Below are 25,780 nucleotides of genomic sequence, written 5' to 3' on the forward strand. Positions count from 1 at the left end.
AACGGTGGTGTCGTGACGGGTCGGCGTGACGGTGACACGGCGACGGAGCAGTTGGAGGCGTCGCTTCCGGCGGTGGTGTCGGTGACCGACCAGTCCGGTGAGGCGCGGTACCCGTCGTTCAAGGGGATCATGGCGGCGAAGAAGAAGCCGGTCGAGTCGCTGGATCTGGAGGATCTGGAGCTGGAGGCGGGCGAGGTGGGTCTGGCGGGTGCGTGGACGGTCGTGGACTCCGCGACGGAGCGTCCGGCGCGCACGGCGGGCACGATCGTGAAGGACGAGGGCGAGGGCGGCAAGCAGCTCGCCGAGTTCCTCGCGGGCCAGAAGTTCATCTAGCCCCTCCTTTCCCCCTCTCTTCTTCTGTCTCTTCTCTCTTGGAGTGCGTTGTCATGGCTGAAGTTCTTGTTCTGGTCGATCATGTGGACGGTGCGGTGCGTAAGCCGACGCTGGAGCTGCTGACGCTGGCGCGTCGGATCGGTGATCCGGTGGCGGTGGCGCTGGGTGCGGGTGCGGAGGCGACCGCGGGTGTGCTGGGTGAGCACGGTGCGGTGAGGGTTCTGGTCTCGGACGCGTCGGAGTTCGCGGACTATCTGGTGGTGCCGAAGGTCGATGCGTTGCAGGCCGCGTTCGATGCGGTCTCCCCGGTGGCGGTTTTGGTGGTGTCCTCCGCCGAGGGCAAGGAGATCGCCGCGCGTCTGGCGCTGCGGGTCGGTTCCGGTGTGATCACGGACGCGACGGATCTGGAGGCCGGTGAGCAGGGTCCGGTCGCGACGCAGGCGGCGTTCGCCGCGTCGTACACGACGAGGTCCCGGGTCTCCCGGGGTGTCCCGGTGATCACGGTGAAGCCGAACTCGGCGCCTGTCGAGCCGGCTGCGGCCGCGGGTGCGGTGCAGGCTCTGCCGGTGTCGTTCGGTGAGGGTGCGACGGGGACGAAGGTCACCTCGCGGACCCCGCGTGAGTCGACGGGGCGCCCGGAGCTGACCGAGGCGGCGATCGTGGTCTCCGGTGGCCGTGGGGTCAACGGTGCGGAGAACTTCCCCGTCATCGAGGCGCTCGCGGACAGTCTGGGTGCTGCGGTGGGTGCGTCGCGTGCGGCGGTGGACGCGGGCTGGTATCCGCACACCAGCCAGGTCGGGCAGACCGGCAAGTCCGTCTCCCCGCAGCTGTATATCGCCTCGGGTATCTCCGGCGCGATCCAGCACCGGGCGGGCATGCAGACCTCCAAGACGATCGTCGCGATCAACAAGGACGCCGAGGCCCCGATCTTCGAACTCGTCGACTACGGCGTCGTCGGTGACCTCTTCGCCGTCGTTCCCCAGCTCACCGAGGAGATCAACACCCGCAAGGGCTGATCCCCCGCACCACCCCCGCACTGGGCCGCACGGTGAACCCCACCGCGCGGCCCTTCCGCGTTGTCACCGTCGTTCCTCGGCGGAACGCGACGACGGGTCCCGGTCGTCGCGATCCTGTGCGCCGAGCCCGAACGTGGTGAAGGCCGTGCGCTCGGGCAACGGGTAGAACTCCTTGCCCGTCAGCGCGTTGACGATCACGGCGGAACGCCAGGCGGCCAGGCCCAGGTCCGGTGCGCCGACGCCGTGCGTGTGCCGTTCGGCGTTCTGCACGAAGACGGAACCGGCGATCTCCGGTGCCAGGACCAGCCGTTGGGCCGCGTCGACCTGCGGACGTCCGGCCTCGTCGCGGACGATGTACGGGTCGAGAGCGGCGAGCAGCAGGTCGACGGGGCGCTCCCGGTAACCGGTGGCGAGGACGACGGCGTCGGTGACGAGCCGGCCCCGGGTCTCCTGCTGGCCGTGCTCGACGCCCAGTTCGATGCGCCCCGCCCCGGTGGTGGCCGCAGCGGTGACCTCGATGCCGGGGGTGAGCGTGACGTCGGGCCAGCCGCCGCCGAGGCTGCGCCGGTACAGCTCGTCGTGGATGTCGCCGAGGGTGTCCCCGCTGACGCCCTTGTAGAGCTGCCACTGGCGGGGCAGGAGCCGGTCCCGGGTGGCCTGCGGGAGTCCGTGGAAGTAGCGGGTGTAGTCGGGGGTGAACTGCTCCAGGCCGATCTTGCTGTACTCCATGGGCGCGAAGGCGGGCGTACGGGCCAGCCAGGTCAGCCCCTCCGCCCCGTCGGGCCGGGACCGCAGGAGGTCCAGCAGGACTTCGGCGCCCGACTGGCCCGAGCCGACGACGGTGATGTGGCGGGCGGCCAGCAGCCGGTCCCGCTGGGCGAGGTAGTCCGCGGAGTGCAGCACGACGGCGGCCGGGTCCTGGACCATCGCCCGCAGCGGCTCGGGGACGTAGGGGACCGTGCCGACGCCGAGGGCGAGGTTGCGGGCGTGGGCGAGACCGGTCGTGAGCGTCTCCCCGTCGGGGCCCAGCCGGGTGAACTCCACGCCGAACGCGGCCTGTCGGGAATCCCAGGTCACCGTGTCGACCCGGTGGCCGAAGCGGGTGGAGGGGAGTTCGGCGCTCACCCAGCGCAGATAGTCGTCGAACTCGGAGCGGTGGATGTGGAAGCGCTCGGCGAAGTAGAACGGGAAGAGCCTGCGGCGGATCTTGATGTAATTGAGGTAGGACCAGGGGCTGGTGGGCTCGACGAGGCTCACCAGGTCGGCCAGGAAAGGCACTTGGAGGGTCGCGCCCTCGATGAGCAGGCCGGGGTGCCAGTGGAAGGCGGCACGCTGTTCGTGGAAGACGGTGCGCAGGCCGGGTACGCCGTCGGCGAGCGCGGCGAGCGAGAGGTTGAAGGGCCCTGCCCCCACCCCCAGCAGATCCAGGGGCGGCGTCCGCGGTCCGGGTGTCATCGGGTTCCTCCGGCGGGGGTCGCGAGGGCGGCGGGGGGTCGTCCCGGGCGAGTCGTGCGCGTCGTCGGCGTCATGGCGACAGCCTTTCCGCCACGGGGACGTCGGCACCGGCGACCGCCGGGGCTTCGGTCGCGGCGCGGTCCGCCGCCGCCGTGACGAGGTCGAGCAGCGGAAGCAGGTCGGCCGTCGCGGAGTTCGGGTGCAGCAGTGTGGCCTTCAGCCACAGACGGCGTCGGCCGTCGCCGTCCTCGGCCACCGCGCGGCCGAGGACCGCGCGTCCCTCGACGAGCAGGGTGCGGCGGACGGCGGCGACCACGGCGTCGCCCGCCTCGTCGGGCAGTGTGTCGGCCACCGTCGGCCGGAACAGCACCGTGCTGATTCCGATCGCGCCGGGGCGGCGGCGCAGTGCCGGGCGGGCGTCGACGGCCCGGCCGAACTCATCGGCCGTGCGCACACAGTGCTCCACCAGTTCGCCGAGTCCCCGGCGTCCCAGCGCCCGGAAGGTGACCGCCATCTTCAGGGCGTCGGGGCGTCGGGTGGTGCGGATCGAACGGCCCAGCAGGTCCGGGAGTCCGGCCTCGGTGTCGTCGTCGGCGTTGAGGTAGTCGGTGCGCAGGGACAGCGGGGCGAGCATCCCGGCGTCCGCGACCGCCAGCACACCCGCGGCGACCGGCTGCCAGCCGAGTTTGTGCAGGTCGAAGGTTACGGATGCGGCGCGCTCCAGGCCCGCGAGCTGCGGGGCCAGGCGCTCGCTGAAGAGCAGCGGACCCCCGTACGCGGCATCGACGTGGAGCTGGGCCGCGTGCCGTTCGGCGACCTCGGCGATCTCCGGGAGGGGGTCGATGCGCCCCTCGTCGGTGGTTCCGGCGGTGGCGACGACCAGGAGCGGCGCTCCGGCAAGGGCGGCCAGGGCACCCTCCAGGGCGGCCGGGTCGATCCGGCCGTCGCGGCAGGCGACGACCGTGGGTGCGGGCAGTCCGAGCATCCATGCGGCGCGGTGGACGCTGTGGTGGGCGTTGGCTCCGGTCACCACCCGCAGCGGGCCGGGTGCCGCCCGTTCCCGGGCGAGGAGCAGGGCGACCAGGTTGGACTCGGTGCCGCCGCTGGTGATGAGCGCGTCGGGGGCGGACGCCGTCGGGTGGACGAGTCGGGCCAGCGCGGCCGTGGTCAGCTCCTCGATCACCCCGGCGGCGGGCGCCTGGTCCCAGGAGTCCATGGACGGGTTGAGGGCCGCCCCCGCCAGGTCCGCCGCGACGGCCACGGCGAGCGGCGGGCAGTGCAGATGGGCGACGCAGGCGGGGTCGGCCGGATCGGCTGCCCCTTCCGCGACCGCGCGGACCAGATCGCCGAGCGCGGCCTCGGGGCCGACGCCCTCCTCCGGCAGGACCGGGGCGCAGAGGGCGAGGGTCCTCAGCGCCACGGCTTCGGGCCCTCCGGCGGGCAGCGGTCCGCCCCGGGCCGGGGCGGCGCTCTCCAGCGCGTCCAGGACGATCGCGGTCAGGTCCCGTAGTCGTCCCGGCCCGGCCACGCCGCCCGCGAGGAGACGCCCCGGACTGCCGGGGGGCCCGGGAATCGACGGCGTACCGGTGCTCACGCCCCACACTCCAGGGGCAGTTCACCGGACGGCGGGAGCTGAGCACGCGGCATGGCGAAGCCCTTCGGTCGGGGGGCGCGGCGGGTCGGGCGGGAGCGGCGTCCGCACGCGGGTCGAGACCGGTCGCGGAAAGATCCACCACCGACATTCGACGGTTAGGCTAACCTAACTTTTCAGCTGCGGAAGAACGGCTTTCCGACGCCCGGTCCTAGCCCCCAGCGTACGAACTCCCGTTCCCCTCAGTGCAGTCGGGGCGCAGCTGCTCTTCCGTGGACCAGCCGCCCAGCTCGTTCGTGCGCGACCGCCCGGCCCGCTGCGGCGCATCGGGGGTCCCCAGCAGCTCGGCCGGCAGGTAGCCGGAGCGGACGTCGAGTCTCCACCCGTGCACCTGCACGGCGAGCGCGGCCAGGGCGAGGGCGTCGAGCGGCAGCAGGGTCCGGGGGGCCGGGTCGGGTCCCACGCTCTCCCGGTGGTCGGCGAGCCGGGTCGCCAACGCCTCCTCGAAGGGCTCCTGTTCGGCGTCGAGGAGGACGCGAAGGAGCCGCTGATCGGGTGCCGGAGTGCCGATAGCGTCCAACTTCGCCGCTGCCACCGCGCGTTCACCGGCTTCGGGCCTGCGCAGCGGCACGGTGGGCCAGTGCCGGGGCTGAGGCCCGTCGGCCTCGGCCAGATAGAGGCACAGGGCGTCCATCGCGGCGAGGTCCGCCGGGTCCGACACCGAGTCGAGCGGGGAATACGGCACCCCTTCGCGGATCGCGGGCGCGTAGTCGTTCCGCAGGAGGAGGCCGATCACCCGCTGCCGGTCCCGGACGAGCCCGCTGACCAGCAGGACCGCGAACGCGTCGAGCCAGGTCCTGGCCGATGGGGCCCGCCCTCCCCCGAAGGCGACGACATCGCCGAAGGCCGTCTCCTCGCTGCTGAGCGTCTCACCGATGGACGGGAAGTGGAGCTCCTGGTCACCGTTGGGGAAGCAGCCGACGCTGAGCTCCCCCAGCCGGCACTCCGCGGCCGTCCGCAACACCGAACGCGCCGCACGGTCGAGCGCGGCCCCCGTCCCGGCCCGAGCGGCCACGTGGTCGAGCAGCTCGTCGGCCAGCTCGCGCAGCCGCTCGGGGGACGGGTCGTCGTACCGCATCAGATGCCACCGCCGCACGGTGCGTCCGGTGATGCCTTCGAGCGCCTCGCTCAGACGCCGGGCATCGATCTCATGGCACGTCACTTCCCGCACGACCCGCCGCCCCTTCATGATCTTCCAGCCGGACGTGGCACGCTATCAGCGGGCTCGGACATCCCCGCGGGGTGCGGCCCGGTGCGGGAGCGGCGGTGGCCGCTCCCGCACCAGGCCCGGATCACACCGCGTCGGTGGGCAGCTCCGCGCGGATCTCCCGGGCGGCGGCGACCAGGTTCTCCAGGGAGGTCCGGGTCTCGGGCCAGCCCCGGGTCTTGAGTCCGCAGTCGGGGTTCACCCACAGCCGCTCGGCCGGGATGGCCTCAAGTCCCTTGCGCAGAAGGGCCGCCGCCTCCTTCGTGCTGGGGATGCGCGGGGAGTGGATGTCGTAGACGCCGGGTCCGGCCTCACGGGGGTAGCCGTGGGCGGCCAGTTCGCGGGCGACCTGCATATGGGAGCGGGCGGCCTCCAGGCTGATGACGTCGGCGTCGAGGTCGTCGATGGCCTGGACGATGTCGCCGAACTCCGCGTAGCACATGTGGGTATGGATCTGGGTGTCCGGCCGCACGCCCGCGGTGGCGAGCCGGAAGGACTCCGTGGCCCACTCCAGGTACGCGGCATGCTCGGCGGCCCGCAGCGGGAGCGTCTCGCGCAGCGCGGGCTCGTCGACCTGGATCACCGAAGTGCCGTTCGCCTCCAGGTCGTTCACCTCGTCGCGCAGGGCGAGGGCCACCTGGCGGGCGGTGTCCCCGAGCGGCTGGTCGTCGCGGACGAAGGACCAGGCGAGCATGGTGACCGGTCCGGTGAGCATGCCCTTAACGGGGCGCTCGGTCAGCGACTGCGCGTACGCGGTCCAGCGCACCGTCATCGGCTCGGGGCGCGAGATGTCGCCCGCCAGGACCGGCGGGCGGACGTAGCGGGTGCCGTAGGACTGCACCCAGCCGTGCCGGGTGGCGAGGTATCCGGTGAGCTGCTCGGCGAAGTACTGCACCATGTCGTTGCGTTCGGGCTCGCCGTGCACCAGGACGTCGAGCCCCGCCTTCTCCTGGAAGGAGAGGACCTCGCGGATCTCGTCCTTGATGCGCTCCTCGTACCCGGCCTCGTCGATCCGCCCGGCCCGCAGGTCCGCGCGTGCGGTGCGCAGTTCGGTGGTCTGCGGGAACGAGCCGATGGTGGTCGTCGGCAGCAGCGGCAGCCCGAGGTGGGCGCGCTGGGCGGCGGAGCGCTCGGTGTACGGCTGCGAGCGGCGGCCGTCGGCGTCGGTGACGGCCGCCGTACGGGCGCGCACGGCCGGGTCGTGCGTGAGCGCCGCACCGGAGCGGGAGGCCAGGTCGGCCCGGTTGGCGGCGAGTTCGGCGGCGATCGTGTCGGTGCCGCCGGCCAGCCCGCGGGCCAGGACGACGATCTCCTCGGTCTTCTGCCGGGCGAAGGCGAGCCAGCGGGCGATCTGGGGGGCGATGTCGCGCTCGGCGTCCGCGTCCAGCGGGACGTGCAGCAGCGAGGAGGAGGCGCTGACGTCGACCCGGTCGGCGAGGCCGAGGAGCGTGCCGAGGGTGGCGAGCGACTTCTCGTAGTCGTTGATCCAGATGTTGCGGCCGTTGACGACCCCGGCGACCAGCCGCTTGCCGGGCAGTCCGCCGGCCGCGGCGAGGTCGGCGAGGTTGGCCGCGCCGGATTCGGTGAAGTCGAGGGCGAGCCCCTCGACGGGGGCCTTGGCCAGGACCGGCAGCGCTTCGCCGAGCCGCCCGAAGTAGGAGGCGACCAGCAGTCGGGGCCGGTCGGTCAGGCCGCCGAGCTCGCGGTAGGCGCGGGCGGCGGCGTTCAGTTCGGCCGGAGTGCGGTCCTGGACCAGGGCCGGCTCATCGAGCTGCACCCAGTCGGCGCCCGCCGCACGCAGGTCGGCAAGGACCTCGGCGTACACGGGAAGGAGCCGGTCCAGCAGGGTCAGCGGCTCGAAGTCGGCGGCCACACCGGGCGCCGCCTTGGCGAGCAGGAGGTAGGTGACGGGTCCGACGAGCACCGGGCGGGGGGTGTGGCCGAGCGCGAGGGCTTCCCCGAACTCCGCGACCTGCTTGGCGGAGTCGGCGGCGAACACCGTGTCCGGTCCCAACTCGGGTACCAGGTAGTGATAGTTGGTGTCGAACCACTTCGTCATCTCCAGCGGAGCGACGTCCTGCGTGCCGCGGGCCATGGCGAAGTAGCCGTCGAGGGCGTCGGCGCGGACCGCGTCACGGTGCCGTTCGGGGACGGCGCCGACCATGACGCTGGTGTCCAGGACATGGTCGTAGTACGAGAAGTCTCCGGTCGGCACTTCGTGGACTCCGGCCCCGGCGAGCTGCTGCCAGGTTCCCCTGCGCAGTTCGGCGGCGGTCCGCCGGAGGGTGTCCGCGTCGACGCGGCCCTTCCAGTAGCCCTCGATGGCCTTCTTCAGTTCACGGTTGCGTCCCTGTCGGGGGTAGCCGTAAACGGTGGCCCGTGCTGCCGCGGCTGCGGGCTTCGCTGTCACGTGACTCTCCTTCGCGAGCGTGTCTGCGGGGGCAGATCCCGGGACGGGACGCGGACGCGAAGGGACGACGCGTCGGGCGGACACCGGGACACGGAGAACCGTGTCCGTCCACCTGACGGTTACGCCGACCCGCCCACGAGGTCACCGGGATCTCCGCACGCGAACGGTCGCGTGCGGACAGCGGGCAGGTCTTCGGACTCGCGGGCGCGTCTGCCGGGGCAGACACCTACTGGCCGTCGCTTCCCAGACCCGGCCGGGCCCAGTGCGTATGACGGCGGTCGTTCCCACTCACCGCTGCGGGGCAGTCCCGGATTCCCACCGGGTTCCCTCTTACGACACCCTGTCTGGCGGACAGGACGAACCAGCTGCGCCGGTCAGCCTAAGGGGGCGACCGCCGGGCGCACACCGTTGTTCACACTTCGGACGGTGATGTGGGACACGAGTCCGCCGCCCGCGGCCGTCGGCGGTCCGCGTCCCGCGGCGGTCCGGCGCGGCGCGCCGCGCCCGGCAGCAGCGCCGCGGGCAGCAGCGCGAGCGCGGCCGTCGCGGCGAGCACCAGGAGCGCCGTCCCCATCGGCCCCTGCCACTGCTGCGCCGGCCCGCCCCGGGCCGCGGGCAGCAGACCGGCGGCGACGGCGATGCCGAGGACGGGGCCGATGTTCACGGCGGTCTGCTTGAGGCCGCCCACCACTCCGGCGTATCCGGGCGGTGCGTCGCCGACCACCGTCCCGGTGGCCGTGACCATCACCGTGGCGTACCCGGCGCCCAGCAGCGCGAAGGCCGCGCCCATCGCCACCGGGCCGGTGCCGGTGTCCGTCCGGGCCAGCCAGCCGATCCCCAGGACCACCAGCAGCGTGCCGCCGAGCGCGGTGGTCCTGGCGCCGAGTCCGCGCAGCGCGAACCCGGCGAGGGGCGCGCCGACGACCATCAGCGCCGTCAACGGCCACGCGCGCAGGGCGCTGTCGAGCGGGTCGAGGCCCACGGCGTTCTGGAGGAAGTACGTGCTGACGAACAGGGCGCCGAACATGCCGGTCGTGGTGCACAGCAGCATCGCCAGCGAAGCGGTGACCGGTACCGACCGTGCGACCGCCGCCGGTATCAGCGGATGGCGGCTGCGGCGTTCGTGGCGGACGAGGACGGCCGCGACAACGGCCGAGCAGACCAGCCCCGCCAGCGTACGGCGGCCGGCCCAGCCGTGGCGTTCGACCTCGGCGAGCGCGTTCACCAGCAGGGCGAGCGCGGCCGCGAGCAGCAGGGCCCCGCCGGCCTCCAGGCGGCGCGACGCGCTCCGGCCCGCATGCTCGGGGACGCGGGCCGCCAGACAGAACAGGCCGATCAGGAGCGCGACGGGCACGTTGATGACGAAGACGGACCGCCAGCCGAGGTGCGCCACCAGGAAGCCGCCGAGCAGTGGACCGGTGGCGGCGGCCACCCCGATGGCGCTGGTCCGCAGGGCGACCGGCAGCCCGAGCCGGTCCGGTGGGTAGACCTGGCGGAGCAGCTCCAGCGTCGCCGGCTGGAGCAGGGCCCCGAACACTCCCTGTACGGCGCGCAGCGCGATGACCCAGCCGACCGAGGGTGCGACGGCGATGCCGGCGGACGCCGCCCCGAAGCCGAGGGAGCCGATCATGAGCAGCCGGGTGTGGCCGTAGCGGTCGCCCAGCCGCCCGGCGAGAACGAGAAGTCCCGCCACCGCGAGGAGGTATGCCGTGCTCGTCCACTGCACCTGGGCCAGGGTCGCGGAGAGATCACGCTGCAGCGTGGGCTGGGCCACGATGAGGACGGAGCCGTCGAGCGCGACGATCATCGCCCCGGCGACACTGCCCGCGAGGGCGAGCCGGGGCCGGACGGCCGCGGTCACGGGTTCGCCGGTCCGAGGTGGGCCTCGACGGTCCGGGCGATCAGGGGTGCGAGGCTCGCGTGGGCGTGCTCGTCGCCCGGCGAGGGGGCGTCGAGGGTGAGGGAGAGACTCCCCCAGCTCCACAGTTGGGCGATGCCGTGGACGTTCGCCCAGAAGACGGCGGCCACGGCGTCCGGGGCGTCCCCGGGGCCGAGGGGCGATTCCCGGGCGGCGTCCTGGCGGTGGCGGGCGACCAGGGCGACGACGGACGCGAACAGCGGGAGCGTCTTCTCCCGCAGCCGGGGCCGCCCGTCGGCCTCGTCGCCGCCGTCCAGCAGGTCGTGGCGGAACATCAGCTCGAACATCGGGCGGTGCTCGACGGCGAATCCGACATAGGCGTCGGCGAGGCGGCTCAGCTGCGCGCGCGGCTCGCCGTCCGGCTGGAGGGCCGTGTCGAGCCGGTCCTTCAGCGCGTCGAATCCGCGCCCGGCGACGGCGGAGAGCAGGGAGCGGTGGGTGGGGAAATGGCGGCGCGGGGCGCCGTGCGAGACGCCGGCCCGCCGGGCGATCTCCCGCAGCCCCAACGCCGCGATCCCCTCGGTCTCCAGCATCTCGACGCCGACGTCCACCAGCCGTTCCCGCAAGGGGGATTCGTCTTCCATGAGGATTTTCTAGCACCGCGAAGTAGACAGTGTCTACTCATCATGCGGCCCGGGTCGGGCACGGACGCGGGCACGGGCGTTCCACGCCCGTTCTGCTGTTCGTCACGCACTTCCTGATTTCCGGTCAGGTCGCTGACCTCGACTGTGTGGAGGCAGTGACCCAGCTGTAACCGAATGGCGTAGAGAACGCGGAACCACGGAGCGTCACAAGCCGTTCTTCTTCCCACTACACGGCCGCCGACCCGCGGCGAGCCGACCGAGGAAAGGGACAACGCCGTATGAAGAAGACAGTCGGGTGGGCCCAGGACGGCGACGACTGGACGATCACCGTGAACGGCACGCTGTATCGCGCGACCGAGCGGCCGGCGGACGGCCGGGTGTACGACTACCTGGTGCGGGGCGACGACCTGACCGCCGAATGCCCGAGCCTGGGGCACGGGCTCGGCGTGATCAGGGCGCACGAGATCAGGCGCTGACACCCTGCCGGTCCGACGACGAGGTGCGGAGGCCATCGCCGTCCGCGCCTCGACGTGGACCGTCGACTGTCGGCCGTCAGCCGTCCGGGCCGTCAGTCGTCCGTGCCGTCCGGGGTCCGGCGCAGCAGGTAGGTGTCCATGATCCAGCCGTGCCGTTCGCGGGCCTCCGCGCGCAGTCGGCTGATCCGGCCGGCGACCTCGTCGAGCGGGCCGGAGACCAGGATCTCGTCGGGGGTGCCGAGGTACGCGCCCCAGTGGATCCACAGACCCCTGCCCGTCAGATGGGTGAACGTCTCATGCCCGTCGAGCATCACGACGATGTCGCCGTCGTCCTCGGGAAAGCCCTGGGCGAGGCGCCTGCCGGGGGTGATGCGGATGGGGCGGCCGACCCGGTTCAGGGTGACGCGGTGGCGGGCGGCGAGGGCGGAGACGCTGCTGATCCCGGGGATCACCGCATGGCTGAATTCCACCGTGCCGCGCCCTTGGATGTCGTCGAGGATCGCGAGCGTGCTGTCGTAGAGCGACGGGTCGCCCCACACGAGGAAGGCTCCGCACTGCCCAGGCGCGAGCTCCTCGGCGATCAGGCGTTCGCAGAGGTCGGCGCGGCGGTGGCGCCAGTCGTGGACCGCCGAGGTGTAGCGCCCGGCGTCCTGCTGGGTGCGGTCCCGCCACGGGTCCTCGGCCTCCACGACGCGGTAGGAGCCGGTGAGGTGTTCGTCGAGGATGTCCCGGCGCAGCCGGGTCAGGGACTCCTTCTCCTGGCCCTTGCCGAGCACGAAGAAGACGTCGGCCCGGCGCATGGCCTTCACCGCGGCGAGGGTCAGGTGGTCGGGGTCGCCGGCTCCCATGCCGATGACGAGGAGGTGGCGTGGTGCGTCGCTCATGTCAGCCGTTCTTCCTGGTGGTTCTTCCGATGCGCTGCGCCTCGGCCCCCGTGACGGACTCCCCCGCCCGGCCCCCGTGCGATGCGGTGCGGATCGGGTCCGGGGCGAGGCGGGGTGGACTTACTAGGACGTCCAACTATATCTTCGGGGCAGCGGGGTGACCGGTACGCAGCCGGGCGCCCTCAAGGCCCGTGGTGTCAGGGAAGCCGGTGTGATTCCGGCGCGGTCCCGCCACTGTGACCGGGGAGTTCGTCCTCGCAGGACACGCCACTGACGGCGAAGCAGCCGTCGGGAAGGCATGAGGACGCGCGCTGATCCGGGAGTCAGGATACCGGCCGCGGGTTGTTCCGTGTTTCCACGAGGATGGAGCAGACACGCATGGCACCGGTCCGCACCCACGGCCCCGCAGGCCTGTCCCGGCGAGCGGTTCTCCCCGCCCCCTGACGGCCCCCGCCCTTCGCGTCCACCACGGCAGGCCCCTCGACGCCCGCGCACCGAACCACCGGTGCGCCGCGCGCCGGTGGCCGCCGCGCGCCATCCCGGATCTCACCTGACGATCTCACCGACGAGAGCAGGCTTCCATGGTCCGCGAACTCACCCATTTCATCGGCGGCAAGCACACGCCCGGCACCTCGGGCGTCTACGGCGATGTCCACGACCCCAACACCGGCCGGGTCCAGGCCCGCGTGCCGCTGGCCGACCGCTCCCAGACCACCACGGCCATCGCGGATGCCGTCGAGGCGCAGAGCGCGTGGGGCGAGTGGAACCCGCAGCGCCGGGCCCGGGTTCTGCTGCGCTTCCTCCAGCTCGTCGAGAAGGAGAGGGACTCCCTGGCCCGGCTGCTCTCCGCCGAGCACGGCAAGACCGTGGCCGACGCGCACGGCGACATCGCGCGCGGGCTGGACGTGGTGGAGTTCGCCGCCGGTGTCCCGCATCTGCTGAAGGGCGAGTTCAGCGACAACGCGGGGGCCGGGATCGACGTCCACTCGCTGCGCCGCCCGCTCGGGGTCGTCGCGGGCATCACTCCGTTCAACTTCCCCGCGATGATCCCCCTGTGGAAGGCCGCACCCGCTCTGGCCTGCGGAAACGCCTTCATCCTCAAGCCCTCTGAGCGGGACCCCTCGGTGCCGCTGCGGCTGGCGGAGCTGTTCCTGGAGGCGGGTCTGCCGCCCGGGGTGCTCAATGTCGTCAACGGCGGCAAGGAGGCCGTGGACACGCTTCTGGAGGACCCGCGCGTCAAGGCGCTCGGCTTCGTCGGCTCGACCCCGATCGCCGCCCACATCTACGCCACCGCCGCCGCGCACGGCAAGCGCGCGCAGTGTTTCGGCGGGGCGAAGAACCACATGATCGTGATGCCGGACGCCGACCTGGACCAGGCGGTGGACGCGCTGATCGGCGCGGGATACGGCTCGGCGGGCGAGCGGTGCATGGCGATCTCGGTGGCCGTGCCGGTGGGCGAGGCCACCGCCGACGCGCTGGTCGCCAGGCTCACCGAGCGGATCGCCGAGCTGCGGATCGGCCGCTCGGACGACCCGGACGCCGACTTCGGGCCGCTGGTGGGCCGCGACGCGGTGGACCGGGTCCGCGGCCATGTCGACCTCGGCGTCCAGGAGGGCGCCGAACTGGTCGTCGACGGGCGGGACTTCACCCTGGAAGGCCACGAGGACGGCTTCTTCGCGGGCGCGTCCCTCTTCGACCGGGTCACGCCCGACATGCGGATCTATCAGGAGGAGATCTTCGGCCCGGTGGTCTGCGTGGTCCGTGCGGCGGACTACGAGGAGGCGCTGCGGCTGCCGTCGGAGCACCCGTACGGCAACGGCGTCGCGCTCTTCACCCGCGACGGCGACACCGCCCGCGACTTCACGCGCCGCGTCGACACCGGCATGGTCGGCGTCAACGTGCCGATCCCGGTGCCGGTGGCGTACCACACCTTCGGCGGCTGGAAGCGGTCCGGTTTCGGGGACCTGAACCAGCACGGGCCGGACGCCATCCGCTTCTACACCCGTACGAAGACCGTCACATCGCGCTGGCCCGCCTCGGGGATCCGGGACGGCGCGAGCTTCACGATTCCGACCATGGGATGAGTGCCGTGACCACGCTCCTCACCGACGACCAGCTCGCGGTCGTCGAGACGACCCTGGACTTCGCCCAGGAACACCTGGCCCCGCACGCCGTGGCCTGGGACCAGGACAAGCACTTCCCCGTCGACGTGCTGCGCAGGGCGGCGCGGCTCGGCCTCGGCGGCGTCTACGTACGCGAGGACGTCGGCGGGTCCGGGCTCTCCCGCTCCGACGGCGTCCTGGTCTTCGAGGCCCTGGCCACCGGCTGTCCGTCCATCGCGGGCTATCTCTCCATCCACAACATGGTCGGCTGGATGATCGACCGGTACGGCAGCGAGGACCAGCGGAGCCGCTGTCTGCCCGCGCTCTGCACCATGGAGCGGCTGGGCAGTTACTGCCTGACCGAGCCGGGCGCGGGGTCCGACGCCGCCGCGCTGCGCACCCGTGCAGTGCGCGACGGCGACCACTACGTGCTGAGCGGGACGAAGCAGTTCATCTCCGGGGCGGGCGCCGCGCACCTCTACATCGTGCTGGCCCGCACCGGCGACGACGGACCCCGGGGGATCTCCGCGTTCCTCGTCGAACGGGACGACCCCGGGCTCTCGTTCGGGCCCAACGAGAAGAAGATGGGGTGGAACGCCCAGCCCACCCGGCAGGTCCTGCTGGATGAGGTCCGGATCCCGGCCGACCGGCTGCTCGGCGAGGAGGGCGACGGCTTCCGCATCGCGATGAACGGGCTGAACGGCGGCCGACTCGGCATCGCCGCCTGCTCGTTGGGCGGTGCGCAGAGCGCCCTGGACCGCAGCCTCGCCCATCTGGCGAGCCGGGAGGCGTTCGGCGGCCGGCTGCTGGACGCGCAGGCGCTGCAGTTCCGGCTGGCCGACATGGCGACCGAGCTGGCCGCCGCCCGAGCGCTGGTGCGGCAGGCCGCCGAGGCGCTCGACCGGAACGTGGCCGGCGCCCCGAAGCTGTGCGCGATGGCCAAGCACTTCGCGACGGACACCGGCTACTCGGTGGCCGACCGGGCGCTCCAACTGCACGGCGGCTACGGCTATCTGGCCGAGTACGGCATCGAGAAGATCGTCCGGGACCTGCGGGTCCACCAGATCCTGGAAGGGACCAACGAGATCATGCGCGTCATGGTGGCCCGGAGCCTGACGGGAGCCCTGCGATGACCGAGGAACTGGTGCGGGCGTGCGTCGAGGGACGCACGGGGGTGCTCACCCTGAACCGGCCCAGGGCGCTCAACGCCCTCACCCACACGATGGTGGAGACGATCGCGGCCGCCCTGGACCGGTGGGAGCACGACGCCGAGGTGGCGGCCGTCGTCATCACCGGGGCCGGGGAGCGCGGCCTGTGCGCGGGCGGCGACATCCGCTCGATCTACGAGGACGCCCGCGCGGGCGGCACGGCATCGGCCGCGTTCTGGCGCGACGAGTACCGGCTCAACGCCCGGATCGCCCGCTACCCCAAGCCGTACGTCGCGGTCATGGACGGCATCGTGATGGGCGGCGGGGTCGGGGTCTCGGCGCACGGCAGCGTCCGGATCGTCACCGAGCGCTCCGCGGTCGCCATGCCGGAGACCGGGATCGGCTTCGTGCCGGACGTCGGGGGCACCTATCTGCTGGCCCTCGCACCCGGGGAGCTGGGCACCCATCTCGCCCTGACGGGTGCGGTGTTGGGGGCCCGGGACGCGCTGCTGTGCGGGCTGGCCGACCACTTCGTGCCGCAGGAGGAGCTGCCCGCCCTCCTCGCCGGACTGCGGACCGGACCACCCGCCGAGGTGCTGCGCCGCCACGTCCGGGACGCGCCCCCCGGGGCACTGGAAGCCGACCGCGCCTGGATCGAGCACTGTTACGCCGCCGACACGGTCGAGGAGATCGTGGAGCGGCTGCTCGCCTCCGACGCCCCGGCGGCGGGCGAGGCGGCGGCCACGATCCTCGGCCGCTCGCCGACCGCGCTGAAGGTCACCCTCGCCGCACTGCGCCGGGCCCGCGAACTGGGCCCGCTGGAAAGGGTGCTGGAGCAGGAGTACCGCGTCTCGTACGCGGCCCTGTCCTCCCCCGACCTGGTGGAGGGCATCCGCGCCCAGGTGATCGACAAGGACCGCGCACCCCGGTGGTCGCCCGGCACGCTCGTCGAGGTCACGGACGCGGACGTGGCCCGGTACTTCGCACCGACCGGCGGCGAGGAACTGTCCCTCGCCGCATCCGACTCACCGCAGGAGGTGCCCTGGTGACCACGACCGTCGCCTTCATCGGACTGGGCCACATGGGCGGCCCGATGGCCGCGGGCCTCGTCAGGGCCGGACACCGGGTGCTCGGCCACGATCTGGTCGAAGCCTGCCTGTCGGCCGCCGTGGCGAGCGGGGTCGAGCGGGCGCGGTCCGCCGCCGACGCCGCCTCGGTGGCCGATGTGGTGATCACGATGCTGCCCGCGGGCCGCCACGTCCTGTCCCTGTACGGGCCGGAGGGCCTGCTCGCCGCCGCCCGTCCCGGCACTCTGTTCGTCGACTGCTCGACCATCGACGTGGCCGACTCCCGCGCCGCCCACGCGGCAGCGGCGGCGGCCGGCCACCCTTCGCTGGACGCCCCGGTGTCCGGCGGGGTGGTGGGGGCCGAGGCTGGCACGCTGACCTTCATGGCCGGGGGCGAGGAGGCCGCGTTCGCGCAGGCCGAGCCGCTGCTGTCCGTGATGGGGAGGAAGGCCGTGCACTGCGGGGCGGCCGGAGCCGGGCAGGCGGCGAAGATCTGCAACAACATGATCCTCGGCGTCTCGATGATCGCCGTCAGCGAGGCGTTCGTGCTCGCGGAGAGCCTCGGCCTGTCCGACCAGGCGCTGTACGACGTGGCGTCGGCCGCCTCCGGTCAGTGCTGGGCGCTCACCGTCAACTGCCCGGTCCCCGGTCCGGTCCCGGCCAGCCCGGCCAACCGCGACTACCGCCCCGGGTTCGCCGCCCCGCTGATGGCCAAGGACCTCCAGCTGGCCGCCAACGCGGTCCGCGCGGGCGGAGTCGACGCCGAACTGGGCCTGCGAGCAGCCGAGTTGTACGCACGGTTCGCCGAGGGCGCGGGGGCGGACCAGGACTTCTCCGGGATCGTCCGGGCCATCCGGGCGGCCTCGGCGCACACCACCGACACAGAGAAGGGCGCCACCCCATGAGCGGGCAGAGCGAAAGCAGCGAGAGCACGTCCACCCCGGGGCTGTACGGAACCATCCTGGTCGAGCGCCGGGGCCGTACCGCCCTGCTCACCCTGAACCGGCCCAAGGCGCTCAACGCGCTGAGCCTGGACGTCATGCGGGAGACCGTCGAGGCCACGGAGGCGCTGGACCGCGACCCGGACGTCGGCTGCATCGTCATCACCGGCAGCGGGGCGAAGGCGTTCGCGGCCGGGGCGGACATCAAGGAGATGCAGCCGCGGAGCTACATGGACATGTACCTCAGCGACTGGTTCACCGCCTGGGACCGGCTCGGTCAGCTGCGCACGCCCACGATCGCCGCCGTACGGGGCTACGCCCTGGGCGGCGGCTGCGAGTTGGCGATGCTGTGCGACCTGGTCATCGCGTCGGACACGGCCGTCTTCGGGCAGCCGGAGATCCGGCTCGGCGTGATCCCGGGCATCGGCGGATCCCAGCGGCTCACCCGGGCGGTCGGCAAGGCCAAGGCGATGGACCTCTGCCTCACCGGCCGGACCATGGACGCCCAGGAGGCGGAGCGGGCCGGCCTCGTCTCCCGGATCGTGCCGGACGCGGATCTGCTGACGGAGGCGCTCGCGGTCGCGGGGACGGTCTCCGGCATGTCGGCGCCCGTCGCGATGATGGCGAAGGAGGCGGTGAACCGGGCCTTCGAGACGACGCTCGCCGAGGGCGTCCGCTTCGAACGCCGCCTGTTCCACGCGGTGTTCGCGACGGACGACCAGAAGGAGGGCATGAAGGCGTTCACCGAGAAGCGGCCGGCGGAGTTCACACACCGCTGATCTCCTGGGGGCCGGGGATGATTCGCCCTTCCCCGCGCGTTATGCACGGGTGTGTCCGGCTCATCTCCGAGCCGGGCCACCCGGAGCTGGAGGCGGCGCTGTGCACGGTGAGTACAAGGTTCCCGGCGGCAAGCTGGTCGTGGTGGACCTGGAGGTGGCGGGCGGGGCGCTGCGGAACGTCCGGGTGGCCGGGGACTTCTTCCTCGAACCGGACGAGGCGATCCTGGCGATCGACGCGGCGCTGGAGGGCGCCCCGGCCACCACCGACACGGCGGGCCTCGCGGCCCGCGTCGAGGCGGCGCTGCCCGACTCCACGGTGATGCTCGGGCTGAGCGCGGAGGGCGTCGCCGTCGCCGTGCGCCGGGCCCTCGCGCAGGCGACCGAGTGGAGCGACTACGACTGGCAGCTGATCCACGAGGCCCCGCAGTCGCCGGCGCTGCACATGGCGCTGGACGAGGTGATCACCGCGGAGGTCGCGGCGGGGCTGCGGCCGCCGACGCTGCGGGTCTGGGAGTGGGACTCCCCCGCCGTGATCATCGGCAGCTTCCAGTCGCTGCGCAACGAGGTGGACCCGGCGGGTGTCGAGCGGCACGGCGTGGACGTCGTCCGCCGGATCTCCGGCGGTGGCGCGATGTTCGCCGAGCCGAGCTCCACCATCACCTACTCGCTGGCCGTTCCGCAGTCCCTGGTCTCCGGGCTGTCGTTCGCCGACAGCTACGCCTATCTGGACGACTGGGTCCTCGAAGCCCTCGCCGACATGGGGATCAAGGCCTGGTACCAGCCGCTCAACGACATCGCCACCGAGGTCGGCAAGATCGCCGGGGCCGCGCAGAAGCGGATGGTCGGCCCGGACGGCGGGCCGGGGGCGGTGCTGCACCACGTGACCATGGCGTACGACATCGACGCGGACAAGATGCTGGAGGTCCTGCGGATCGGCAAGGAGAAGATGTCCGACAAGGGCACCCGGTCCGCGAAGAAGCGCGTCGACCCGCTGCGGCGGCAGACCGGGCTGCCCCGCCAGGTCGTCATCGAACGGATGATCGACTCCTTCCGCAGGCGCCACGGGCTCACCGCGGGCAGCGTGACGGACACCGAGCTGGCGCGCGCCGAGGAGCTCGTACGCACCAAGTTCGGTACGCCGCAGTGGACGGCCCGGGTGCCGTAGGCGGACCGCCGCACCGCGCCGGCGCGGGCCGCTCCCGGGGTGCCGGAAGCCGCCCGCCGCGCGACGATGAGCCCAGGGCATCCGCCCGTGGGGGCTCATGGCGGGAGACACCGGTGGTGCGCAGCGAGGCGACGGACGTGATGATCGCGGGCGCCGGCCCGGTCGGCCTGACGCTCGCCGCGGAGCTGCGGCGGGCGGGGGTCTCCTGCCGGATCGTGGACCGGCTCCCGGCCCGGCTGCCGTTCGCGAAGGCGGTGGGCCTCCAGCCCCGCACCCTGGAGCTCTTCGACCGGATGGGCCTGGTGCGGGACGTGCTGGACGCGGCGGTCCCGATGCGCGGGCAGCTGACGTACCTGAACGGCGTGGAGCAGGGGCGGATCGAGCTGGTGCTGCCGCCGGAGGTGCCGTACGGCTTCGCGGCGCTGCCGCAGTACGAGACCGAACGCGTCCTGGAGGAGTTCCTCGGGCGCTTCGGCACGGCGATCGAGCGCTCCACCGAGCTGGTGTCGTTCGCCCAGGACGCCGACGGGGTGACGAGCCGGCTGTCGACGGCGTCCGGTGGCGAGGCGGAGGTGCGGTCCCGGTTCCTGGTGGGGTGCGACGGGGCGCACAGCCTGGTCCGCAAGGGACTGGGGCTCTCGTTCGAGGGCGGCGCGTTCCCGGAGGAGTACATGCTCGCCGATGTGGAGGTGGGCTGGGACCTGCCGTCCGGGTACGGGGTGCGCTCCATGCACCGGGGCGAGGACGGTGCCATCGACGATCTGCTGGTCTGCATCCCGCTGCCGGGGACGGGCCGCTACCGGATGTCGATGCTGGTTCCGCCGGAGCTGTCCGCCGCGCGGCAGGCGGAGGCGTCCGGGGCGGCGGGCGGCGACGGGGTGGCCCACGGGCTGGAGGGCGGCACCGCGCCCGCCCTCGCCGATGTCCAGAAGGTTCTGGACCGGCTGGCCCCGGCCCCGGTCACGGCGTCCGCGCTGCGCTGGTCGTCGGTGTTCCGGATCAGTCACCGGCTGGTGGACCGCTACGGCCGGGGCCGGGTGTTCGTCGCCGGGGACGCGGCGCACATCCATCCGCCGACCGGCGCCCAGGGCATGAACACCGGGATCCAGGACGCCTGCAATCTGGCCTGGAAGCTGGCGCTGGCGGTCGGGGACGCGGCGGGGCCGCGGGTGCTCGCCGGTTACGACGCGGAGCGTCACCCGGTCGGCGAGGAGGTCGTCGGGCGGACCGTGCGGCATGCCGCCGAGGGGGTCCAGGCCGACCCGGAGGACCCGCGGACGCTGCTGCTGCGCGAGGCCCAGTTGCTCATCGGCTACCGGGACAGCCCGCTGGTGACGCCGTCGCCGCCGGACGACGACGGCGCGCCGCGGCCGGGCGACCGGGCGCCGGACTGCGGGGGCCTCACGAACGACATCGCGGCCTATCCGGTGCGGCTGTTCGACGTCCTGCGCGGGAGGGGGCACGTCCTGCTGGTGTACGGGTCCCATCCGGCCGGCGACACCGTCGCCGATCTCGCCTCCGCCGCACGGGAGTCGTCCCACGGGCTGGTGGAGACGCACTGGATCCTGCGCGCCGACGGGACCGCTCGCGAGGAGGCGGCGGTCCCCGTCCACCGCGACGGCCTCGGCGAGTTCGCGCTCCGGTACGGGGCCGGGGAGGGGACGGCGTTCGTGGTGCGGCCGGACGGATATCTGGGCGCCCGGCTGTGTCCCGCGACGGTGCGGGAGCTGTCGTCGGCGCTCGGGCGGGTCTTCGGCCCGTGAGACGGGAAACCCCGCCGCGGGAGGACCTTGGGGGGAGCGGTCCTCCCGCTGCGGGGTGGTCGGTCGGGTCGTTCCCGTCCGCTACTTGGGCATCAGCACCGTGTCGATGATGTGGACGGTGGCGTTGGCGGTGGGCACGTTGCCGCAGACCACGCTCGCGGTGTCGTTGACCTTGTAGGACTCGCCGGAGCCGGCGGTGCTGAGCGTGCTCTTCTCGAGGGTGTCGTAGGTGCCGCTCTCCAGCTGCTGCGGGGCCAGCTTCTCGCCCACGACGTGGTAGGTGAGGATCTTGGTGAGCTGGGCCTTGTCGGCCAGGACCGCGTCCAGGTCGGCCTTCGGGATCTTGGCGAAGGCCTCGTTGGTCGGGGCGAACACCGTGATGTTCTCGGCGTTGTTGAGGGTGTCGACCAGGCCGGCCTTCTTGACGGCGGTGACCAGGGTGGACAGGTCGGGGTTGTTGGAGGCGGCGGTGGCGACCGGGTCCTTGGCCATGCCCGCGAAGCTGCCCGCGCCATCGGCGGGGACGCCCGCGCAGGCCGGGCCGAAGGGCTTGTCGGTCGTCGCGTCGTCACCGGCGGCCGGCTTCGACTCCTCGGGGGTCGAGCCCGCCGCGGAGGAGCTGTCGGACGCCTTGTCCGAGCTGTCGTCGGAGCAGGCGGTCAGCGACAGGGGCAGCAGTACGGCGGCGACGACGGCGACGGCTGCGCGGCGGTGGCGAAGGGCGTTCATGGAATGCTCCAGAGTGGTTGGTAGGGAAAGAGTCGTACGTAGGGAAAGAGCTGTTCGTCGGGAACGAGTTGTTCGTCGGGGAAAGGGGACAGCTGGTACTGGGGGGAGGTCTGGGGGGCTCACTCGACGGTGACCACGACGGAGTGCCGGCCGCTCGCACCGTCGGGGACGGTCTTGGTGCGCTTCTCGGTCTGGACCTCGCCGGTGCCGTCGGTGGCGCGGACGGTCAGGGTGTGACCGCCCGGGGTCGCCTTCCAGGGGTAGGACCACTGGCGCCAGGTGTCGACGGTGTCCTGTTCGGCGAGCTGGGCCGGCCGCCAGGGGCCCTCGTCCACGCGGATCTCGACCTTCTCGATGCCGCGGTGCTGGGCCCAGGCCACTCCGGCCACCATGACCGTGCCGGCCTCCGGGCGGCCGAAGGGCTTGGGGGTGTCGATCCGGGACTGGGTCTTGATCGGGGCCTTGCGGGCCCATGTGCGCTTCACCCAGTACGCGTCGTAGTCGTCGAACGTGGTGAGTTCGATGTCCTCGATCCACTTGCAGGCCGAGACGTACCCGTACAGACCGGGGACGAGCATCCGGACGGGGAACCCGTTGACGAAGGGGAGCGGTTCGCCGTTCATACCGAGGGCGAGCATGGCGTCCCGGCCGTCCATGACGTCCTCGACGGGGGTGCCGATCGTCATGCCGTCCACCGAGCGGGAGATGATCTGGTCCGCCTTGCCGCCCCGGGACGGCGGCTTGACCCCGGCCTCCTTGAGCAGGTCGGCCAGGCGTACGCCGATCCACTTCGCGTGGCCGATGTAGGGGCCGCCGACCTCGTTGGAGACGCAGCAGAGGGTGATCTCCCGCTCGATCAGTGGACGGTCCAGCAGGTCCTGGTAGGTGAGCTCGAGGTCCCGCCGCACCCCCTTGCCGTGGATGCGCAGCCGCCAGGTGTTCGCGTCCACCTTGGGGATCACCAGAGCCGTGTCCACCCGGTAGAACTTCTTGTTGGGGGTGGTGAACGAGGAGAGGCCGGGCACCCGCAGTTGCGCCCCCGCCGGAATCGGCTCGGCGGGCGAGGCCGGGGCGGGCAGCGTGACGGCCTGGCGGGAAGCGACGGCGTCCTGGGCGCTTCGGCTGTTGAGCGTCCGGCCGACCGCTCCCGCCGCCGTGGAGGCGGCGGCCGCGGCCGTGGCGGCGATCAGGAAGCCCCGCCGGTCCCAGTTCCCCTCCTCCTGCTGCTCACCGGCGATCCGGTGCGGGAGGGTGAGCCGGCCGATGAGGACGTACAGCAGTACGGCCCCGACGACCGCCCCCGCCAGGGAGGGCAGACCGTCCACGAAGCCTGTGGAGTCCGGCCTGCTGACGGCGGCGCCCACGCCGACCACGCCGAAGACCAGCACGGCGGCCGAACCGGCCCGCCGGAACCGCAGCGCCAACAGGCCGACGGCCAGGGCGAAGAGGGCGAGCGTGACGACGATGCCGAGTTGCAGGACGAACTTGTCGTCCTCGCCGAAGTTCCGGATCGCCCAGTCCTTGACCCCGGCGGGCGTCCGGTCGATGGCTGCTCCGCCGACCGCCGTCACGGGACTCGCCTCGGGCCTGACGGCTGCCGATACGAGCTCGGCGACGGCCAGCGAGGCGAATCCCGCGAGCAGTCCGCTCAGGGCGGCGAGCGCGCCGCGGGTCAGGGCTGTCCGGGTGATCCTCACGGTCGTCATTCGGAGCCGTGGGCCCGGCGGATTGGTCCGGGATCACATCGGCCCCAAAACGCGGTCCGCCCCGGCGGGCACGGGGCCTGCCGGGGCGGAACGGTGCGGCGGAGACGTCCGCCTCACATCAGGTCAGGCGAGGGTCGCGATGGCCTGGTTGAACGTGGCGGACGGGCGCATGATCGCCTCGGCCCTGGCCGGGTCGGGCTGGAAGTAGCCGCCGATCTCGGCCGGGGAGCCCTGCACCGCGATGAGCTCGGCGACGATGGTCTCCTCCTGCTCGGCCAGCGTCTTGGCGAGCGGCGCGAACGCCTCGGCGAGCTTCGCGTCGTCGGTCTGCTGCGCCAGCTCCTGGGCCCAGTAGAGCGCCAGGTAGAAGTGGCTGCCGCGGTTGTCGATGCCGCCGAGGCGACGGCTCGGGGACTTGTCCTCGTTGAGGAAGGTGCCCGTCGCCCGGTCCAGGGTGTCGGCGAGGACCTGGGCCCGCGGGTTGTCCGTGGTGGTCGCCAGGTGCTCGAAGCTGACCGCGAGGGCCAGGAACTCGCCCAGGCTGTCCCAGCGCAGGTAGTTCTCCTTGACGAGCTGCTGGACGTGCTTGGGGGCCGAACCGCCCGCGCCCGTCTCGAACAGGCCGCCGCCGTTCATCAGCGGGACGACGGAGAGCATCTTCGCGCTGGTGCCGAGCTCCAGGATCGGGAAGAGGTCGGTGAGGTAGTCACGGAGCACGTTGCCGGTGACGGAGATGGTGTCCTCGCCGCGGCGGATGCGCTCCAGGGAGAAGGCGGTGGCCTCCTCCGGCGTCTTGATGGAGATGTCCAGGCCGTCGGTGTCGTGGTCGGCGAGGTACGTCGTGATCTTGGCGATCAGGTTGGCGTCGTGCGCGCGGCCCTCGTCCAGCCAGAACACGGCCGGGTTGCCGGTCGCGCGGGCGCGGGTGACGGCGAGCTTGACCCAGTCCTGGATGGGCAGGTCCTTGGTCTGGCACATCCGGAAGATGTCGCCGGCGCCCACGGCCTGCTCCAGCACGGCGGTGCCGTTCGTGTCGACGACGCGCACGGTGCCGGTGGCGGGGATCTCGAAGGTCTTGTCGTGGCTGCCGTACTCCTCGGCCTTCTGCGCCATCAGACCGACGTTGGGCACGGAGCCCATGGTCGACGGGTCGAAGGCGCCGTTGGCGCGGCAGTCGTCGATGACGACCTGGTAGACGCCGGCGTAGCTGCTGTCCGGGAGGACGGCGATGGTGTCGGCCTCGTCGCCGTCGGGGCCCCACATGTGACCCGAGGTGCGGATCATGGCGGGCATCGAGGCGTCGACGATGACGTCGCTGGGGACGTGCAGGTTGGTGATGCCCTTGTCTGAGTCGACCATCGCGAGGGCGGGGCCCTCGGCGAGCTCGGCCTCGAAGGACGCCTGGATCTCGGCGCCGATGTCGGGCAGGGAGTCCAGGCCCTTGAGGATGCCGCCCAGACCGTCGTTCGGGGTGAGGCCGGCCGCGGCGAGCTGGTCGCCGTACTTGGCGAAGGTGTTCGGGAAGAAGGCGCGGACCGCGTGGCCGAAGATGATCGGGTCGGAGACCTTCATCATGGTGGCCTTGAGGTGCACGGAGAACAGGACGCCCTCGGCCTTGGCGCGGGCGACCTGCGCGGTGAAGAACTCGCGCAGCGCGGCGACGCGCAGGACGGCCGCGTCCACGACCTCGCCCTTGAGGACGGGTACGGACTCGCGGAGCACGGTGGTGGTGCCGTCGTCGCCGTGCAGCTCGATGCGGAGCGAGCCGTCCTGGGCGATGACCGCGGACTTCTCAGTGGAGCGGAAGTCGTCGACGCCCATCGTGGCGACGTTCGTCTTCGAGTCGGCGCTCCAGGCGCCCATGCGGTGCGGGTGGGCCTTGGCGTAGTTCTTGACGGAGGCGGGGGCGCGGCGGTCGGAGTTGCCCTCGCGCAGCACCGGGTTCACGGCGCTGCCCTTGACCTTGTCGTACCGGGCGCGGACGTCCTTGGCCTCATCGGTCTGCGGGTCGTCCGGGTAGTCCGGAAGCGCGTAGCCCTGCTTCTGGAGCTCGGCGACGGCGGCCTTGAGCTGCGGGATCGACGCCGAGATGTTCGGCAGCTTGATGATGTTCGCGCCGGGCGTCCTGGCCAGCTCGCCGAGCTCGGCGAGTGCGTCATCGATACGCTGCTCGGCCTTGAGGTGCTCCGGGAAACTGGCGATGATCCGGCCCGCGAGGGAGATGTCACGGCGCTCCACCGTGACGCCTGCGGTCGAGGCGTAGGCCTCGACGACGGGCAGGAACGAGTAGGTCGCCAGGGCAGGGGCCTCGTCGGTGTGCGTATAGATGATGGTCGAGTCAGTCACCGGGTGCTCCGCTCCACGTCTGCAACATTGCTTGACATCAAGATATCTCCTCGCCGTGCCGGGCTCCACAAGGCCCCCGCACGGTTTCCCGCACCATGGG

Annotated in this window: 20 protein-coding genes and 2 riboswitches; of the genes, 10 read left to right on the forward strand and 10 right to left on the reverse strand. The window is 72.5% G+C overall.

Features of this window, described 5'->3' with window-relative positions; all coding sequences use genetic code 11:
- Both ACH4UK_RS19430 and ACH4UK_RS19435 read left to right on the forward strand, forming a co-directional pair.
- On the forward strand, positions 1-333 hold a 333-nt coding region (locus ACH4UK_RS19430), incomplete at its 5' end, for an electron transfer flavoprotein subunit beta/FixA family protein (RefSeq protein ID WP_398357787.1).
- Positions 334-386: 53 nt separating this feature from the next.
- Positions 387-1,349 (forward strand): electron transfer flavoprotein subunit alpha/FixB family protein, encoded by a 963-nt coding sequence (locus ACH4UK_RS19435; protein WP_398357789.1) that lies wholly within the window; start codon positions 387-389, stop codon positions 1,347-1,349.
- Between the two features lie 63 nt (positions 1,350-1,412).
- Here the strand turns inward: ACH4UK_RS19435 and ACH4UK_RS19440 are convergent, their stop codons facing one another.
- From ACH4UK_RS19440 to ACH4UK_RS19465, 6 genes are all read right to left on the reverse strand, one after another.
- On the reverse strand, positions 1,413-2,804 hold the full coding sequence (locus ACH4UK_RS19440; RefSeq protein WP_398357791.1) for a lysine N(6)-hydroxylase/L-ornithine N(5)-oxygenase family protein: 1,392 nt from the start codon (positions 2,802-2,804) through the stop codon (positions 1,413-1,415).
- A gap of 70 nt (positions 2,805-2,874) precedes the next feature.
- Complete coding sequence (locus ACH4UK_RS19445) at positions 2,875-4,398, reverse strand: pyridoxal phosphate-dependent decarboxylase family protein (protein WP_398357793.1); 1,524 nt, start codon at positions 4,396-4,398, stop codon at positions 2,875-2,877.
- A 208-nt stretch (positions 4,399-4,606) separates the two neighbouring features.
- Positions 4,607-5,626, reverse strand: a complete 1,020-nt coding sequence (locus tag ACH4UK_RS19450) for an immunity 49 family protein (RefSeq protein WP_398357795.1) — start codon at positions 5,624-5,626, stop codon at positions 4,607-4,609.
- 121 nt (positions 5,627-5,747) lie between these two features.
- Positions 5,748-8,072 (reverse strand): 5-methyltetrahydropteroyltriglutamate--homocysteine S-methyltransferase, encoded by a 2,325-nt coding sequence (gene metE, locus ACH4UK_RS19455; RefSeq protein ID WP_398357797.1) that lies wholly within the window; start codon positions 8,070-8,072, stop codon positions 5,748-5,750.
- Positions 8,073-8,237: 165 nt separating this feature from the next.
- Positions 8,238-8,453: riboswitch (cobalamin riboswitch) on the reverse strand.
- Between the two features lie 31 nt (positions 8,454-8,484).
- Positions 8,485-9,879, reverse strand: coding sequence for an MFS transporter (locus tag ACH4UK_RS19460; RefSeq protein WP_398358512.1), 1,395 nt, complete (start codon positions 9,877-9,879; stop codon positions 8,485-8,487).
- 50 nt (positions 9,880-9,929) lie between these two features.
- On the reverse strand, positions 9,930-10,574 hold the full coding sequence (locus ACH4UK_RS19465; RefSeq protein ID WP_398357799.1) for a TetR/AcrR family transcriptional regulator: 645 nt from the start codon (positions 10,572-10,574) through the stop codon (positions 9,930-9,932).
- 278 nt (positions 10,575-10,852) lie between these two features.
- Here ACH4UK_RS19465 and ACH4UK_RS19470 point away from each other — a divergent pair, with 278 nt between their 5' ends.
- Positions 10,853-11,050, forward strand: a complete 198-nt coding sequence (locus ACH4UK_RS19470) for a hypothetical protein (RefSeq protein WP_398357800.1) — start codon at positions 10,853-10,855, stop codon at positions 11,048-11,050.
- A 92-nt stretch (positions 11,051-11,142) separates the two neighbouring features.
- On the opposite strand, the gene cobF is transcribed toward ACH4UK_RS19470, so the two are convergent.
- Positions 11,143-11,934 carry a precorrin-6A synthase (deacetylating) gene (gene cobF / locus ACH4UK_RS19475; protein ID WP_398357801.1) on the reverse strand — a complete coding sequence of 264 codons (792 nt, stop codon included), beginning with the start codon at positions 11,932-11,934 and terminating at the stop codon, positions 11,143-11,145.
- A gap of 175 nt (positions 11,935-12,109) precedes the next feature.
- A riboswitch (cobalamin riboswitch) is annotated at positions 12,110-12,289 on the forward strand.
- A 226-nt stretch (positions 12,290-12,515) separates the two neighbouring features.
- Between cobF and ACH4UK_RS19480 the strand changes: the two genes are divergently transcribed.
- From ACH4UK_RS19480 to ACH4UK_RS19510, 7 genes are all read left to right on the forward strand, one after another.
- Complete coding sequence (locus tag ACH4UK_RS19480; RefSeq protein ID WP_398357803.1) at positions 12,516-14,018, forward strand: CoA-acylating methylmalonate-semialdehyde dehydrogenase; 1,503 nt, start codon at positions 12,516-12,518, stop codon at positions 14,016-14,018.
- Positions 14,015-15,169 (forward strand): acyl-CoA dehydrogenase family protein, encoded by a 1,155-nt coding sequence (locus tag ACH4UK_RS19485; protein WP_398357805.1) that lies wholly within the window; start codon positions 14,015-14,017, stop codon positions 15,167-15,169. Before ACH4UK_RS19480 ends, ACH4UK_RS19485 begins: the two co-directional genes overlap by 4 nt.
- Complete coding sequence (locus ACH4UK_RS19490; RefSeq protein WP_398357807.1) at positions 15,166-16,233, forward strand: enoyl-CoA hydratase/isomerase family protein; 1,068 nt, start codon at positions 15,166-15,168, stop codon at positions 16,231-16,233. Before ACH4UK_RS19485 ends, ACH4UK_RS19490 begins: the two co-directional genes overlap by 4 nt.
- Positions 16,230-17,156 carry a 3-hydroxyisobutyrate dehydrogenase gene (mmsB, locus tag ACH4UK_RS19495; protein WP_398357808.1) on the forward strand — a complete coding sequence of 309 codons (927 nt, stop codon included), beginning with the start codon at positions 16,230-16,232 and terminating at the stop codon, positions 17,154-17,156. Before ACH4UK_RS19490 ends, mmsB begins: the two co-directional genes overlap by 4 nt.
- On the forward strand, positions 17,153-17,971 hold the full coding sequence (locus ACH4UK_RS19500; protein WP_398357810.1) for an enoyl-CoA hydratase: 819 nt from the start codon (positions 17,153-17,155) through the stop codon (positions 17,969-17,971). The genes mmsB and ACH4UK_RS19500 overlap by 4 nt, the downstream gene beginning before the upstream one ends.
- A 100-nt stretch (positions 17,972-18,071) precedes the next feature.
- Positions 18,072-19,136, forward strand: coding sequence for a biotin/lipoate A/B protein ligase family protein (locus ACH4UK_RS19505; protein WP_398357812.1), 1,065 nt, complete (start codon positions 18,072-18,074; stop codon positions 19,134-19,136).
- Between the two features lie 113 nt (positions 19,137-19,249).
- Entirely contained in the window at positions 19,250-20,899 is a 1,650-nt protein-coding gene (locus tag ACH4UK_RS19510; protein WP_398357813.1) for an FAD-dependent monooxygenase, read from the forward strand.
- A gap of 81 nt (positions 20,900-20,980) precedes the next feature.
- Here ACH4UK_RS19510 and ACH4UK_RS19515 read toward each other — a convergent pair whose 3' ends face one another.
- The 3 genes from ACH4UK_RS19515 to ACH4UK_RS19525 form a co-directional block, all read right to left on the reverse strand.
- On the reverse strand, positions 20,981-21,628 hold the full coding sequence (locus tag ACH4UK_RS19515; protein WP_398357815.1) for a fasciclin domain-containing protein: 648 nt from the start codon (positions 21,626-21,628) through the stop codon (positions 20,981-20,983).
- Positions 21,629-21,747: 119 nt separating this feature from the next.
- Positions 21,748-23,334 (reverse strand): molybdopterin-dependent oxidoreductase, encoded by a 1,587-nt coding sequence (locus ACH4UK_RS19520; protein WP_398357817.1) that lies wholly within the window; start codon positions 23,332-23,334, stop codon positions 21,748-21,750.
- A gap of 123 nt (positions 23,335-23,457) precedes the next feature.
- The gene (locus ACH4UK_RS19525; RefSeq protein WP_398357819.1) at positions 23,458-25,680 is read right to left on the reverse strand and encodes an NADP-dependent isocitrate dehydrogenase; all 2,223 of its coding nucleotides are present in this window, start codon (positions 25,678-25,680) and stop codon (positions 23,458-23,460) included.
- Between the last annotated feature and the right edge of the window lie 100 nt (positions 25,681-25,780).

The sequence above is a fragment of the Streptomyces sp. NPDC020884 genome, assembly GCF_044333935.1.
Classification (GTDB): Bacteria; Actinomycetota; Actinomycetes; order Streptomycetales; family Streptomycetaceae; genus Streptomyces.

Bases quoted from the DNA above. Each gene is read 5' to 3' on its own strand.
- ACH4UK_RS19485 (WP_398357805.1), top strand. From the start codon at position 14,015: ATGAGTGCCGTGACCACGCTCCTCACCGACGACCAGCTCGCGGTCGTC.
- ACH4UK_RS19515 (WP_398357815.1), bottom strand. From the start codon at position 21,628: ATGAACGCCCTTCGCCACCGCCGCGCAGCCGTCGCCGTCGTCGCCGCC.
- ACH4UK_RS19460 (WP_398358512.1), bottom strand. From the start codon at position 9,879: ATGATCGTCGCGCTCGACGGCTCCGTCCTCATCGTGGCCCAGCCCACG.
- cobF (WP_398357801.1), bottom strand. From the start codon at position 11,934: ATGAGCGACGCACCACGCCACCTCCTCGTCATCGGCATGGGAGCCGGC.
- ACH4UK_RS19470 (WP_398357800.1), top strand. From the start codon at position 10,853: ATGAAGAAGACAGTCGGGTGGGCCCAGGACGGCGACGACTGGACGATC.
- ACH4UK_RS19435 (WP_398357789.1), top strand. From the start codon at position 387: ATGGCTGAAGTTCTTGTTCTGGTCGATCATGTGGACGGTGCGGTGCGT.
- ACH4UK_RS19440 (WP_398357791.1), bottom strand. From the start codon at position 2,804: ATGACACCCGGACCGCGGACGCCGCCCCTGGATCTGCTGGGGGTGGGG.
- ACH4UK_RS19480 (WP_398357803.1), top strand. From the start codon at position 12,516: ATGGTCCGCGAACTCACCCATTTCATCGGCGGCAAGCACACGCCCGGC.
- ACH4UK_RS19520 (WP_398357817.1), bottom strand. From the start codon at position 23,334: ATGACGACCGTGAGGATCACCCGGACAGCCCTGACCCGCGGCGCGCTC.
- ACH4UK_RS19490 (WP_398357807.1), top strand. From the start codon at position 15,166: ATGACCGAGGAACTGGTGCGGGCGTGCGTCGAGGGACGCACGGGGGTG.
- ACH4UK_RS19465 (WP_398357799.1), bottom strand. From the start codon at position 10,574: ATGGAAGACGAATCCCCCTTGCGGGAACGGCTGGTGGACGTCGGCGTC.
- ACH4UK_RS19500 (WP_398357810.1), top strand. From the start codon at position 17,153: ATGAGCGGGCAGAGCGAAAGCAGCGAGAGCACGTCCACCCCGGGGCTG.